The organism is Streptomyces sp. NPDC002958, from assembly GCF_055563255.1.
Window position 1 is genome coordinate 61,731 of the sequence record NZ_JBVHDS010000020.1, and the last position, 13,720, is coordinate 75,450.

The 13,720-nt window shown below is 68.8% G+C and carries 11 protein-coding genes and 3 pseudogenes; 2 read left to right on the forward strand and 12 right to left on the reverse strand.

Features of this window, described 5'->3' with window-relative positions; genetic code table 11:
• Position 1: 1 nt before the first annotated feature.
• Genes ACZ3IC_RS26605 through ACZ3IC_RS26625 form a run of 5 tightly spaced genes read right to left on the reverse strand, consistent with a single transcriptional unit; the run spans position 2 to position 5,586 of the window.
• Entirely contained in the window at positions 2-877 is an 876-nt protein-coding gene (locus ACZ3IC_RS26605) for a sugar phosphate isomerase/epimerase family protein (RefSeq protein ID WP_467419969.1), read from the reverse strand.
• Positions 874-2,088, reverse strand: coding sequence for a substrate-binding domain-containing protein (locus tag ACZ3IC_RS26610; protein WP_467419971.1), 1,215 nt, complete (start codon positions 2,086-2,088; stop codon positions 874-876). Before ACZ3IC_RS26610 ends, ACZ3IC_RS26605 begins: the two co-directional genes overlap by 4 nt.
• Positions 2,085-3,089 (reverse strand): ABC transporter permease, encoded by a 1,005-nt coding sequence (locus tag ACZ3IC_RS26615; RefSeq protein ID WP_467419974.1) that lies wholly within the window; start codon positions 3,087-3,089, stop codon positions 2,085-2,087. Before ACZ3IC_RS26615 ends, ACZ3IC_RS26610 begins: the two co-directional genes overlap by 4 nt.
• A complete protein-coding gene (locus tag ACZ3IC_RS26620) occupies positions 3,086-4,102 on the reverse strand; it encodes an ABC transporter permease (RefSeq protein WP_467419976.1) in 1,017 nt (338 codons plus the stop codon). Before ACZ3IC_RS26620 ends, ACZ3IC_RS26615 begins: the two co-directional genes overlap by 4 nt.
• Positions 4,099-5,586, reverse strand: a complete 1,488-nt coding sequence (locus tag ACZ3IC_RS26625; protein ID WP_467419979.1) for a sugar ABC transporter ATP-binding protein — start codon at positions 5,584-5,586, stop codon at positions 4,099-4,101. The genes ACZ3IC_RS26620 and ACZ3IC_RS26625 overlap by 4 nt, the downstream gene beginning before the upstream one ends.
• Positions 5,587-5,751: 165 nt before the next feature.
• Between ACZ3IC_RS26625 and ACZ3IC_RS26630 the strand changes: the two genes are divergently transcribed.
• Positions 5,752-6,939: an ROK family transcriptional regulator gene (locus ACZ3IC_RS26630; protein ID WP_467419982.1), complete on the forward strand. Its 1,188-nt coding sequence runs from the start codon at positions 5,752-5,754 to the stop codon at positions 6,937-6,939.
• A gap of 120 nt (positions 6,940-7,059) precedes the next feature.
• Here ACZ3IC_RS26630 and ACZ3IC_RS26635 read toward each other — a convergent pair whose 3' ends face one another.
• Complete coding sequence (locus ACZ3IC_RS26635; protein ID WP_467419984.1) at positions 7,060-7,329, reverse strand: hypothetical protein; 270 nt, start codon at positions 7,327-7,329, stop codon at positions 7,060-7,062.
• Positions 7,330-7,396: 67 nt separating this feature from the next.
• Positions 7,397-8,728, reverse strand: coding sequence for an N-acetylmuramoyl-L-alanine amidase (locus ACZ3IC_RS26640; protein ID WP_467419985.1), 1,332 nt, complete (start codon positions 8,726-8,728; stop codon positions 7,397-7,399).
• Between the two features lie 385 nt (positions 8,729-9,113).
• Between ACZ3IC_RS26640 and ACZ3IC_RS26645 the strand changes: the two genes are divergently transcribed.
• Complete coding sequence (locus ACZ3IC_RS26645; RefSeq protein ID WP_467419988.1) at positions 9,114-11,327, forward strand: terpene synthase family protein; 2,214 nt, start codon at positions 9,114-9,116, stop codon at positions 11,325-11,327.
• Positions 11,328-11,434: 107 nt separating this feature from the next.
• Here ACZ3IC_RS26645 and ACZ3IC_RS26650 read toward each other — a convergent pair.
• The 5 genes and pseudogenes from ACZ3IC_RS26650 to ACZ3IC_RS26670 all read right to left on the reverse strand — a co-directional run.
• Positions 11,435-11,482 (reverse strand): annotated as a pseudogene (locus ACZ3IC_RS26650) (hypothetical protein); the annotation flags it as partial.
• Positions 11,483-11,597: 115 nt separating this feature from the next.
• Positions 11,598-11,882, reverse strand: a pseudogene (locus ACZ3IC_RS26655) (hypothetical protein); the annotation flags it as partial.
• Positions 11,807-12,307, reverse strand: coding sequence for a hypothetical protein (locus tag ACZ3IC_RS26660; protein WP_018550733.1), 501 nt, complete (start codon positions 12,305-12,307; stop codon positions 11,807-11,809). The gene ACZ3IC_RS26660 and the pseudogene ACZ3IC_RS26655, both read right to left, overlap by 76 nt.
• A gap of 135 nt (positions 12,308-12,442) precedes the next feature.
• Positions 12,443-12,838, reverse strand: a pseudogene (locus ACZ3IC_RS26665) (ACT domain-containing protein); the annotation flags it as partial.
• Between the two features lie 10 nt (positions 12,839-12,848).
• The gene (locus tag ACZ3IC_RS26670; RefSeq protein WP_467420049.1) at positions 12,849-13,478 is read right to left on the reverse strand and encodes a CGNR zinc finger domain-containing protein; all 630 of its coding nucleotides are present in this window, start codon (positions 13,476-13,478) and stop codon (positions 12,849-12,851) included.
• Positions 13,479-13,720: the final 242 nt, after the last annotated feature.

The following is a 13,720-nucleotide window of genomic DNA, read 5'->3' on the forward strand; positions in this document are numbered from 1 at the left end:
GTCAGGGGGTGGATTCGAGGGCGCGGCGCAGAAACGCCAGGCCGTCTGTCGCGATGGTGTCCTGGGTGTCGGCGAGCGGCCTCCAGACGGAAGCGGCGACCGCGATGGCGTCGTTGTGCGCGGTGAACGACTCGATGCAGAGCGGACCGCGGTAGCCGCTCGTGGTGAGTGCGGTCAGGAAGCCGCGCCAGTCGAGGGAGTCTGCGCCGGGGGTGCCCCGGTCGTTGGCGCACACTTGGACATGGACGATGCGGCCGGCAGCACGGCGTACGGCGTCGGGCAGGGAGCGTTCCTCGATGTTCTGGTGGTATACGTCGAGCGCGAGGCCGATGGTGTCCTCGGGTAGCCCGATCAGTGCCGCGAGGGTCTGGTCGACGGTGTTGAGCAGGCTTGTCTCGTACCGGTTGAGGGGCTCCACGGCGATGCGCACGCCGGCGTCGTGTGCGTGGTCGACGACCGGGGCGAGGTTTTCCCTTAACTCCTCGTAAGCCGCGGTGCGTTCGATGTGGTCCATGTGCCAGGTGCGGCCGACCGCCGTGTACACGGGTCCGGCGACGGCGGGGGCGTTCACAGCCTGGGCTGCGTCGATACAGCGATGCAAGTAGTCCTGCGTGACCCGGACGGTCCGCGGATCGGTGCGGACGAGGTTGCGGTCGGGCGGCATGACGGCGATCACGGCGGCGACTGCGAGACCGGATGCGTCGAGGAGTTTGCTGACTGATGCGGGTGCCCAGTCCCGTTCGTTCTCCAGCGGGATCTCGACGCAGTCGAAGCCCCACGCGGACAGGCGCGGCAGAACGTCACCGAGCGCTTCGTACGTCACCGGCGAGTGCCAGATCCACGGATTCGCACCGAGCGGGAACGCGGCGGCACTCACTTCTTGCCTCCCCACTTCTCCGGGAAGCCGGGAAGGTTCTCGCAGCCGCACATCGCGTAGTGCAGTGGCGGCATGCCCGGCTTGAGGTACTGGTCGAGGGTGTCCTGGGTGACGGTGGGCTGCGGAAGCTTCCACTCCTTCGGGACCTGCTCCCCCTTGAGGATCTTCAGCGCGGCGATGACGGGCGTACGCCACTGGAAGGTGGGGTACGACGGGGCGATCGCGGTGAGCTTCTTCTCCTTCCATACCTGGAGGAAATCCTGCTGGTCCTCGCCGGTGATCGGCGGTACCTCCTTGCCGGCGTCCTCGAAGGCTTCGACAGCGGCGACGGAGGTCGCACCGGAGTCCATCCAGACGCCGTCGATGTCGCCGTTGCGGGTGATCGCGTCGGTGACGATCGCCTTGGTCTTGGCCGGGTCGCCGTCGGTGAACTTCACGTCCACGACGTCGAGTCCGCTCTTGTCGAGCGCAACCTTCGCCGCCGACCAGCGGGTCTCCAGCACATCGACGCCGGGGGAGATCCGCAGGGCGAGAATCTTCCCCTTGGGCTTCACCTTCTCGACGAGGAAGTCGGCGGCGACCGCCCCGTAACCGTATCCGCCGATCGGGTTGATGAAGGTGACGGCGCAGTCCGTCTGGACACCCCGGTCGAAGACGATCACGGGCACCTTTCCGCAGGCTTGCTCGACGGCAGGGGTGAGGGTGGCCGTGGTGTTCGGAGAGACGATCAGGACGTCACAGCCCTGACCTGCGAGCTCCTGGATGTCGGAAATCTGCTTGTCGTCCTTGCCCTGTGCGTCGAGCACAGTGAAGTCGCTGATCTCCTTGTGGAGTGCGACCTCGGCCTGCATGTTCTGCAGGCCGACCTGGCGCCAGGGATTGAAGACTCCGGCGTTGGAAAGACAGAGGTGGATTCCGCCGGAGCCCTTCTTCTTGTACTGCGTGGTGTCGACGAGCTGCGGCTGGAGCATCTGCTCCCACGGCTTGCCTGCGGGGCCCTGCGGGGACTCCTTGGCGAGGGCGAGCTGGCGGTCGTATTCGGCCCGGTCGAAAAACTTCGACTGCCGTCCGGTACCCGGGTCGCCCGCGGTGCCGCTCGCTGCTCCGGCAGGCGCGTCGGGCGGTGCGTCGCTCGTACAGCCGGCGAGCAGGGCCGCGCCGAGCAGAGCGGCACAGGGCACGAGTGCGTGTCGGATCTTTCGCGTGCTCATGAGGATTTCGCTCCCGAGGGCTCGGTGCCGCGACGGCGCAGCCGGGACCAGTCGGCTGCGCCGAGGGCGACGGCTGCGATGACAATGACGCCTTGCACGGTCGATTCCAGGGCGCCTGAGACGCCCTGGAGATTGAGCAGGGTGAACAGCGCCTGGAGCGAGAAGGCTCCGGCCATCGCCGCGACGACGGAGCCGCGCCCGCCGCCGAGCACCACGCCGCCCAGGACAACGGCGGTGATCGCCTCGAACTCGTAGCCCCGGCCGGCCTGCGCCGAGACTCCGGAGAAACCGCCGACGAGAACGGCGGCGAGTGCGGCCGCGACGCCGGAGAGGATGAAGGCGATGGTGCGGGCGCGCGCGACCCGGACCCCGGCCAGGCTCGCGGCGCGTTCGTTGTCGCCGGTGGCGAGAAGCGTACGGCCGAAGTCGGAACGCATCAGGCGTACGGCGAGGAGGCCCGCAACGACACACACGAGGACGGCCCAGGGCAGCCAGCCGAACGCGGTGCCGCGCCCGAGCCGACGAAATGTCGCAGGCAGCGCGCCGTGCGGGGAACCGCCGGTCCAGAAGAAGACAGCGCCTTCGAGGATCAGCATCATGCCGAGCGTGGTGATGAACGACGGCACGCGCAGCAGGGTGGTGATCAGTCCGCTGACGAGACCGGCAAGAGCTCCGGCCAGCAACAGGATCGCGGTGACGAACAGCCAGGGTGCGCCCGGGAACGAGCCGTACAGTTCGGCGGCGACGACCACCCCGGCCGTGACGATCGCTCCGACGGACAGGTCGAACTCTCCGCACACGACGACCAGATACTGACCTGCGGCGAGGATGACGAGAGGGGCGGCGCGCTTGATGAAGGAGAGGAAACGGTCGGGTTCGTAGAAGCCCGGGTCGGTGAGGGCCAGCGCGGCGAGGAGACCGGCGAGCAGGAAGTAGACGGGTGTGCCGGTGGTGAGGGCGCTCAGGACGCGGCGGCTGGCGGGTGCCTGTGCACTGGTCATGCGGTCCTCTCCTGCGAGGTGCGGCGGCCCCGTGCGTACAGGGCGACGGCCGCGATGATGACGACGCCGCGGACGACGTTCTTGAAGAACGGGTCGACGGCGAGCTGGTTGAAGACGCTGTCGAGCACGGCGAGGACAAGGACTCCGCCGAGGGTGCCCGCCACTCCCCCGCGGCCCCCGGCGAGCGCGGTGCCGCCGAGAACGACGGCGGCTATGGACTCCAGGTCATAGCGGGCCTCCGTGCCGGCCCAGGGGGCTCCGGCGCCGAGCCGGGCGGCGAGGAAGAGGGCCGCGGCGCCGACACAGAGTGAGCACAGGACATGGGCCGTGATGACGGTGCGTCGGGTACGGACCCCGGAGAGCCGGGCGGCGTGCTCGTCACCGCCGGTTGCGTACATGTGGTGGCCGAGTCGGCTGCGGCGGGTGATGAGCCAGAGAGCGGCCGCGACCGCGAGAAGCAGGAAGAGGGAGACGGGGACCGGTCCGATTCGGTCGTAGCCGAGGTGCTGGAAGGAAGCGGGGACCCTGCCCGCGGGGCCGGTGTAATTGTCCTCGATCCAGCCACGCAGTATGAAGGCGGTGCCGAGGGTGGCTATGAACGCGTTGACCTTGAGGCCGGTGACGATCAGTCCATTGGCCAGGCCGACGGCGGCGCAGAGGGTGAGGACGGCGAGGATCGCCACGGGGACGTCGGCGCTCTGCATCGTTTCCGCGGCGACGAGGGTGCCCAGGCTGATGAGGTAGGCGACGGACAGGTCGAGTGATCCGGTGAGAATGACGGCGGACTGGCCGACGGCGACGAGACCGAGGGCGACGCAGTTCTGCAGGATCGTCACCATGTTGGTGACGGTGAGGAAGTCCCCGCCGCGGGCGGCGACGACGATCCAGCCGAGAACGGTGACTACGAGGGCGGCGAGCCAGACTCCCGCTACGGGGCCGGTGAGGCGCAGCTCCGCTGTCCGCCCCGGGCCGGTGTGGGACCGGGTCTTCAGGTCGGACCTAAGTGCGGTCATGCGGCTCCCTCCCGCGTACGGTGGCCATCGGTGGCGACGCGCATGACGGCCTCTTCCGTGGCACCGGCGGGAAGTTCGCCGGCGAGGCGGCCTTCAGACATGACAAGGATGCGGTCACTCATGCCGATCAGCTCGGGCAGTTCGGAGGAGATGATCAGTACCGCGAGGCCCTCGCTCGCCAGTTCGCGTACGAGGGTGTGGATGGCGGCCTTGGCGCCGACGTCGACGCCGCGGGTCGGTTCGTCGAAGAGGAGCACACGGGGACGGGCAGCGAGCCATTTGGCGATGACGACCTTCTGCTGATTGCCACCGGACAGATACTGGACCTGCTGGTCCTCGCCGTGGGCCTGCAGGCGTACGCGTTCCAGCAGCGCGGTCACCTCACGGCCCGCGGGCGGTCTGCCGCGGGCGGGCACGGCCCGGGTCACGAGCAGCGCGTTGTCGGCCACGGACTGGCGCAGGGCGAGACCCTCGGCCTTGCGGTCCTCGGTGACCAGAGCGATTCCGGCTCGGACGGCGTCCCGGGGGCGGGACGGGCGCAGTGGCTTTCCGTCGACGGTCATGGTGCCCGTGGTGAAGGGGGCGGCGCCGAAGAGGGCGCGGGCGAGCGAGGTGCGACCGGAGCCCTGGAGACCGGCGACGCCGACGACCTCACCGGCCCGCAGGGTCAGATCGATGCCGGAGATCCGGGCGTTGCCGCCGCCGCTGACGCTGAGCCTCTCCGCGCCCGCCCGGCCCGGGCCGGCGCGGGGTGGGTAGTAGGCGCCGAGTTCCCGCCCGACCATGGCGCGTACGACCGTGTCGGCGTCGGTGTCGCGGGTGTTGAGCGTGGCGACGCGGCGACCGTCCTTGAGGACCGTGATGCGCCGCGAGAGATCGAAGACCTCGCGGAGCCGGTGCGAGATGTAGAGGATGCCGAGCCCACGGGCAGTCAGTCGGCGTATGAGCGAAGCGAGTTGTTCAACCTCGTGATCGGCGAGCGCGGCAGTGGGTTCGTCCATCACCAGGATCCGAACGTCGGAGGCGAGAGCCTTGACGATCTCCACGGTCTGCCGACGTGCGACCGACAACTCATGAACGGGGGTCCGCGGGGTGATACCGGTCTCGTCCATCTCGGCGAGGAGTTCGGCGGTGCGCCTCTCCATGGCGCGCCGGTCGACGAGTCCGTACCGGGTGGGTTCACGGCCGAGGAAGACGTTCTCGGCGACGGTGCGGTGCGGGAGCAGCGCGAACTCCTGGTGGATGATGCCGATCCCGGCGGCTTGGGCCTGCGCCGGATGGCTGAAGGAGTACGCGGTTCCGTCGATGGTGAGGGTCCCCTCGTCGGGTAAGTGTTCGCCCGCGAGGATCTTCATCAGCGTTGACTTTCCTGCGCCGTTCTCCCCCACCAGGGCATGCACTTCTCCGGCTTCGAGGTCGAGCCCCACCCCTTGGAGCACACGCACCCCAAGGAAGCTCTTGGACACACCGTGCATCGTCAGCATCGAATGGCTCCTCGCTCAGCGGTCTGCAGAGCAGGGTCGTGACATGCCTTAGGACTGTCAAGGGCTCAAGCACCTTTGATTTCAACCGACTTGGCGCAGACTTATGCCGATGGCCGAACAGAGAATGCCTTGTGAGCAGCGAAAGTCGTCCTTAGGCTGACTGTCATGTCTTCGCCGTCGGATCGCACATCCGCTGCCGCCTCACACTCGCCGGGCGAGGTGCTCGCGCTGATCAGTTCAGGGGCGGTGGCGACTCGTGCTGATATCGCCCGGATCACCGGGATGGCCCGTTCGACGGTCTCCCAACGGGTGGACGCGCTGATCGCGCACGGCCTCGTGGACGAGGATGCCGACGGCGGTTCCACCGGCGGCCGTCCGCCGCGCCGGCTGGCGCTGCGCACCCGTGAACACGCGGTGGCCGGGGTGGATCTGGGAGCCTCGCACTGCAGGGTGGTACTGATGGACATCGGCGGCGCCACTCTGGCGGTGCAGGAGGAACCGCTGTCGATCGGTGACGGGCCGGACTCCATACTGCGGCACGTGGAGCGGACCGTGCGCACCCTGCTCGACGAGGCGCACCGGGAACCTGAAACGCTGCGGTCCATCGGCGTCGGGGTGCCGGGCCCGGTGGAGTTCTCCACCGGCCGTCCTGTCGATCCGCCGATCATGCCGGGCTGGCACCAGTACCCGATCCCGGAGTTCTTCGCCGCCCGGTTCGGGGTGCGGGCGCTCGTCGACAACGATGTGAACGTGATGGCGCTGGCCGAGCAGCGCCGCGCTTTCCCGGACTGCCGCTACCTGTTGTACATCAAGGTCGGTACGGGGATCGGCTGCGGGATCGTCGCCGACGGCCAACTGCACCGGGGTGCGCAGGGCTGTGCCGGCGATATCGGACATATCCGGGTCGCGGACCTCGACGACCCGTGTCGGTGCGGCAATTCGGGCTGTCTGGAGGCCGTCGCGGGCGGTGCGTCACTGGCGGCGAAACTGGTCGGTCTGGGACTGGACGCGGCATCGGGCAGCGATGTGGTGCGGCTGGTGCAGTCGGGGAACCGGGACGCCGTAAGGATGGTGCGCGAGGCGGGGAGGGCGGTCGGCGAGGTACTCGCCGGTCTGGTGAACTTCTTCAACCCGGACACGGTGGTGATGGGGGGCGCACTGGCTGCCGTCCACGACCAGTTGCTCGCGGGGGTACGCGAGGCGGTCTATCGGCGCTCGCATCCGCTGGCCACGCAATTGCTGCGGATCGAGCCGAGCCGTACGGGTGAGAATGCGGCCGCGGTGGGGGCGGGCATCCTCGCGATCGAGCATGCGCTCTCTCCCGCACAGGTGAACCGCCAGGTCGCGGGCTGACAGCGGCCGGGGCAGCCGGGTCCTTGACCGAACGGCCTCAAGTGCCCCTCCGTGTACGGATACCGTGTACGGATACCGTGCACGGAGAGGCACGAGTCACGCGGTCACGCGGTCACGCGGTCACGCCGGAATCATCAGGTCCCACCGGGCCTCGAACAGCGCGCACCGGTACTCCGCCCAGCTCCCGTCGCTGACGCCCGCGTCCCCGGCCGCGACGCACTCCTGCTGGGTCCCGTACGAGCCGGCAACGTCCCAGCCCTGCGCCCCGACCTCGGAGGCGGCGGCGAACGAGGCGGTCGCGACGGTGACCGCTGCTCCGGCGCCGGTGAGTGCGAGTGCCATGACAACGCCCATGGCTGCGGTGGCTGCGGTCCTGGTCAGCTTGTGCATGAAGGCCTCCTCTTCGTTGTTCGGATGCGCGCAATCTCCGGTGCTGCTGCGACGACGCCCTGCGGTCTCAGCGCGTCCGCACGATGTCCACGTCGGATGCCTTCACATAGGCGACCCGGTGGCCGATCTGCACTGTCACGTACTTCTCCTTGCCGCGGAAGTACGAGTGGTCGAGCGGGTACGAGGCGTCGATCGTCGGGGCGTAGTAGAAGCCCGTGGGTGCCTCACCGCCGCCGGGATAGGATTGACCGGCCTTGATGGTGTACTGCAGCGGCGAGCCCACCCGCTGGTCCGCGAAGTCCGCGGGGTACTCCGACTTCTCCGGGTACGCCACCCCGTACACCGGCACCTCCGTACGACCCGCCTTCGGCTTGACCACGTAGCCGGAGGTGGGCGTGGTGGTCCGGGTGCGGGCCGGAGTCTGGAACCAGGCCTTCTGGCCGTACCACCAGATCGCCGTCCAGCCGGGGGCGCGGTCTGCGACGACGGCCTGCTGGGTGGCGCTGATCTTGCTGCCCCAGTCGGCGGCGCAGTTCGTGCCGGGCGAGCCGTCGGTGTGCAGGCCGGGGTCGGAGAAAAGTGGTGCGTCGGTGGACGGTGCGGTGTGGAGCGGGACGGCGCTGGAGCCCTGGACCGGCAGGTCGACGCCCTTTTCGCAGTCACGGAATGCCTGCTTGTTCTTCGTGAAGTCCGGGCTGACGGTGATGAGTTCACTGCTCTTGGGGGCGCTTGGCACGGTGGGCTTGCCGAGCAGCGCCATGAACTGGTTCCAGTCCCAGTACGTGCCCGGGTCCCAGTGCATGTTCTTGGTGCCGGACGCACTGGTGGGAGGCACACCGTCGTGGCCGATGATGTGCTGGCGGTCGAGCGGGATGTCGTACTTGGCGGCGAGGTAGCGCACCAGCTTGGCGGTCGAGCGGTACATCTCGGGGGTGTACCACTTGGCACCCTCGACGGCGACACCCTCCTGCTCGATGCCGATGGAGTGGCTGTTGACGTACCAGTTGCCCGCCTGCCAGGCGACGTCCTTGCCCTTGACCATCTGGGTGACGTGGCCGTCGCCCGAGCGCACCACGTAGTGGGCGGAGGTCTGTTTCAGCGGGTTCTGGAAGATCTTCAGGGTGGTGTCGAAGTCTTCCTCGGTGTCATGCAGAACAATGAATCTGATCTTGTTGGTGTGCGGCCGGTCCGAGGTGTCGTAGTTCCCGTACGTCTCCCTGTCGGCCGGGTCGCCGGTCTGCTGGTAGGCCGCCGGTACCCAGTCGCATGCGAGGCTGCGTGGGCATTCCGGCCGCACCCCGTCCGCACCGGCCTGCGCCGCGGGACTGAGCAGCGCCATACTCAGTGCGCCCACCGTGGTCAGCGCGAGTGCGAGTCCGGTCCTCTGCTTGGACGTCATGACAACCCTTCTTGGAGCTGTGCGTGATGGAGCCGTGCGTGATCCGATCTCGCTGTTCCGCTGTGCGCGCACACTCTCCGACCTGAGGTGATAGTGCGTCAAGAGCTCAGTGGCGACCGCGAGTCGATCCAGTGGACCAGACCACTGGCAGGGTGTCTGACCTACGGTCCGAAAGAAGCAACGGGCTGCTGACGGCGCCTCGTTACCCCGGTTTTACGGAGTGGCCGTCCGGCCGTCGACTCGCGCGCACATGCCCCGAAAGAACTCACTCTTTGTATGACTAATCCCGGATGTGCGTGCCCCTAACGGCCGAAGGGTAGTGCTCGCGCGGACACGACCGGTCCGTGCGACGTCCGCACGGAGATCTCGGAAAGGCCGGACGCACATGGCTCAGCCCTTCACCCTGCCGGACTTCTACGTTCCGTATCCGGCGCGGCTCAACGCCCATGTCGAGGAGGCACGACAGCACACCAAGAAGTGGGCACGCAGCATAGGGATGCTGGAGGGTTCGGGTATCTGGGAGGAGAAGGACCTCGACTCCCACGACTACGCGCTGCTGTGTGCGTACACCCACCCCGATTGCTCGTCCGAGGCACTTTCGCTGGTCACCGACTGGTATGTGTGGGTCTTCTTCTTCGACGACCACTTTCTGGAGCTGTTCAAACGCACCCCCGACCGTGAGGGCGGCAAGCGGTATCTGGACCGGTTGCCGGCGTTCATGCCGATGGAGCGCGGGGCTCCGATGCCGGAGCCGACGAATCCGGTCGAGGCGGGACTGGCCGATCTATGGGCACGGACGGTGCCGAGCATGTCCGACGCCTGGCGGGTCCGGTTCGCCGAGGCGACGAAGAACCTGCTCAATGAGTCGCTGTGGGAGCTCGCCAACATCAACGAGGGACGTATCGCGAACCCCGTCGAGTACATCGAGATGCGCCGAAAGGTCGGCGGCGCCCCGTGGTCGGCGGGTCTCGTGGAGTACGCGGCGGGCGCGGAGGTCCCCGATTCGGTGGCCGACGAGCGTGCGCTGCGGGTGCTGCGGGACGCCTTCTCCGACGGCGTACATCTGCGCAACGACCTCTTCTCGTACCAGCGGGAGGTTGAGGACGAGGGCGAGAACAGCAATGGCGTGCTGGTCCTTGAGCACTTCCTCGGCTGCTCCACGCAGGAGGCCGCCGATGCGGTGAATGATCTGCTGACGTCGCGGCTGCAGCAGTTCGAGAACACGGCGTTCACCGAACTCCACCCGCTCTGCGTGGAGAAGGGGCTGGACCCGGCGGCCACAACGGCGGTTCTGGCGTACGTCAAGGGGCTGCAGGACTGGCAGTCGGGCGGTCATGAGTGGCACATGCGCTCCAGCCGCTACATGAACGACGGCGGTGCCGGTGAGGCCGCGCTCGGCTTCGGTATGGCCGCGGCGTCGATCCGGTTCACACCCCGCTCGGAGACGGCCCGGCTGCGCAGCCACACCCATGTGCCGTACCAGCATGTCGGCCCGTCCCTGCTGCCCGACTTCGAGCTCCCGTTCGGTACGACGCTCAGCCCCCATCTGGACGGGGCACGGGTGCGCATCGTCGACTGGGCGAACCGTATGGGGATCCTGGAGGCACAACCCGGGGTGCCGGGTTCGCACATCTGGGACGAGCAGCGGCTCGTCGCGATCGACCTGCCGCTGTGTGCGGCGGGTCTGCACCCGGATGCAACGCCGGACGAGCTGGATCTGTCCTCCCAGTGGCTGACGTGGGGGACGTACGGCGACGACTGGTTCCCCGTGGTGCACGGGCGGGCTCGTGACCTGGCGGGAGCCAGGCTCGCCAATGAGCGTCTTTCACTGTTCATGCCCCTGGACGGGTCCCGGACACCCCAGCCGGTCAACGCTCTGGAGCGGGGGCTCGCCGATCTCTGGGCGAAGACCTCGGCCCCGATGGACGCGAGCGGGCGCCGCGCCTTTCGGACGGCGGTCGAGGACATGACCGCGAGCTGGGTGTGGGAACTGGCGAACCAGGTGCAGAACCGCATTCCGGACCCGGTGGACTACATCGAGATGCGACGGAAGACCTTCGGCTCGGATCTCACGATGAGTCTGTGCCGGCTGGGCCACGGCAGGAAGGTGCCGGCGGAGATCTACCACAGCGGTCCGCTGCGCTCGCTGGAGAACGCGGCGTCGGACTACGCGTGTCTGCTCAACGACCTGTTCTCGTACCAGAAGGAGATCGAGTACGAGGGTGAGGTGCACAACGGTGTCCTGGTCGTCCAGAACTTCTTCGGGGTGGACTATCCGACCGCCGTGGCGATCGTGCACGATCTGATGAAATCGCGGCTGCGGCAGTTCCTGCACGTCGCCGAGCACGAACTCCCGGTGCTGTACGACGACTTCGAGCTGGATGTGGAGGCGAGGGAGATCCTCGCCGGGTACGTGCTGGAGCTCAAGCACTGGCTCGCGGGCATCCTGATCTGGCACCGGGACTGCCGGCGCTACCGCGAGCAGGATCTACGGCGGGGCACCGGCGCCCCGTGGCACCTCAGCGGTCCCACGGGGCTCGGTGTCTCGGCAGCGCGGGTGACCGCGCTGTTCGCTCAGCCCTCGGCCATCAGCGGGTAGCGCTCGCCCGCGCGCGCCTTGAAGACCTTCTCACCGCTCGCGAACAGCGAGCTGCGGACGGTCACTTCGCGGCTGCGGCTCGCCGTGATCACCACACGGCGAGCCTGCCCCGCGACCCATTCGATGTCGACGCCGAAGCCGCCCCGCGCGCGCAGCCCGCGTACCGATCCGTCCGGCCAGTCGGCAGGGCCGGGAGGTCTCGACGGCGTCGTGCCGGCTCTGCAGCAGCATCTCGGCGATGCCCGAGGTGGCGCCGAAGTTGCCGTCGATCTGGAACGGCGGGTGGGTGTCCCAGAAGTTGGGCAGGGCGGATCTCTTCAGCTCTTCAGCTGTTCGGCGGCGATGGCGTCCGGGCCGAGAGCGCCCTGACTGTCGAGGCGTTGCTGTACGCCGGTGACGGCCGCGAATACTTGGACAGATGGATGATGTGCGCGCCCCGCCGCCGCCCGATGCGTGCGGGCGACCGGCGAAGGGACGCTTCAGCCCTGCTGGAACAGCTCGGCGGGCAGGGGCTTGAGCAGGGTGTACAGATCGTCGGTGATCGGCCGGTCCCAGCTGGCGATGGTGACGAGCACACCGTCGCTGCGGTCGAACTGGACACAGGAGATCCGGCTCTCGGAGAGCTTGACGCGGCGGACGATCAGCAGGTTGTCGCCCTGCATCACGGGCATGTCCTCGGTTCCGGTGACCTCGACCGGTTCGTCGTTCTCGAGCGCGAGCAACAGCTGGGCCACCTCGAACGGGACCTGGCCCTCCTCGGTCTCGCGCGCGGGCGAGCCCTCCGGGAGATTGCCGATGATCATCGCGGGGCCGCGGCCGCCGAACAGGTCGTAGCGCAGGAAGACGCCCTGACAGCTCCCGTCGGGCGCGGGCAGCAGACCGGCGCCGAGGTTTCCGGGCCAGTCTCCCGGGTCCATGGCCAGGACGTCGAAGTCGGGGCCCGCGGGTGTGGCGGCGCTACGGCGGCGGAGGAAGGACATGCAGACATGTTACGTGTCCGGGCTCACGTCGCGGAGCCGGGTCTGCGCAGGCCGGAGCGTCGACGGGTCGGCGGGCCCCGGCTCGGGCGCCCCGGCGACCCGGGCTCCGGCAGCTTCGCCTCCCTGTCCCTGGGCGGATTCCGCGGCCAGTGCCGCCAGCACGCCGACGGCCTCGGTGGCCCGGTCGTACGGAACGAACAGGTGGTCGTGGTGGAAGCCCGCCACCACATTGCAGCTCAGCCCGGCATCGGTGAGCGCCAGGGACACGGCGGCGGTGAGCCCGACCGCGTCCAGCGCGGAGTGGATGCGGAGGGTGATCCAGCCGGCCACGTAGTCGTATCGCAGCCCGGCCGCGACGGCTTCCGTCTCCGGCAGCACCAGGGTGACACCTTCGGGCTCGGTGACCGTGACCACAGGGTTGACGCCCTCGGGCATCGCGCCGTCGGGCGCGGTGGTGAAGACATAGCGACCCGGGTTCAGCTCCGGCCGCATGCCGCCCAGCAGGGTTCGAAGATCACGCTCACCTGTCACGGTCACCACCCTACGTGGCACGGTGGCGCTCGTGGTGGCGTGCGACCCGGGCGCGGTTGCCGCAGGACGGCTTGCACCACTCCTGGCGGGGGTGCTCCTTGATGAAGTAGCGCACGCAGCGCGGGGCGTGGCAGGCGCGCAACGCCGTGCGGTCCGGTCCGGCAAGGAATCCGATGGTCGCACGGGCGAGGGCGGCGGGCAGAGCGTTCCGTTCCGCCGTTCCGCCGGTCGGGTGGTCACGGGCGACGGGATCGCGGTCCGGTGCCCAGTCGAGGCGTGGCGCGGTCGGGACCGCGGCAGCGGTGGCGTTGAGCCGGCGCAGCGCCTCCCCGAAGGGCAGCAGCCGTCCCGCATCGGCTGGGCTCGGCTCGCCGGGTCGGACGGCGTAGGCGAAGAGCGCCCGAACAGCCGCGCGCAGCGACCGTACGGCTTCGAGGGTCTGTTCGTCGGCCGCCCAGGTGTCGCCACCCGCCGCGTCGCCGAGCAGACCGCGCCGCTCCCGCACCCAGTCGGTCAGCCCGTCCGGGGTGTCGAGGTCGTCGGCGAGACCACCCCGCCCGTCGTGGCGGATGGAGAGGGCGAGGTCGAGCGCAAGCCGGGTGTCGGACACAGAACTAATGGTAGCTTCGACATGGACCATTAGCGCTGTGGCGTGGACCGTGGGGACGCGGGCGGCGTGCAGGGCCGTGATCTCACGGAACTCCCCTATGCCGCGCTCACCTTCGACTGGTCGTCCCTGGCCCGGCAGGTGCGGGTGCGCGGGCCCGTGGTCGCCGAGAGTGCCGAGCAGAGCGCGGCGGACTTCCTGGCCCGGGGTGCACGGGCCGGGGCCGAGTCGCTGCTCCGGCGGCAGAGCAGCCCGCTCACCGACCTCTCGGAGCA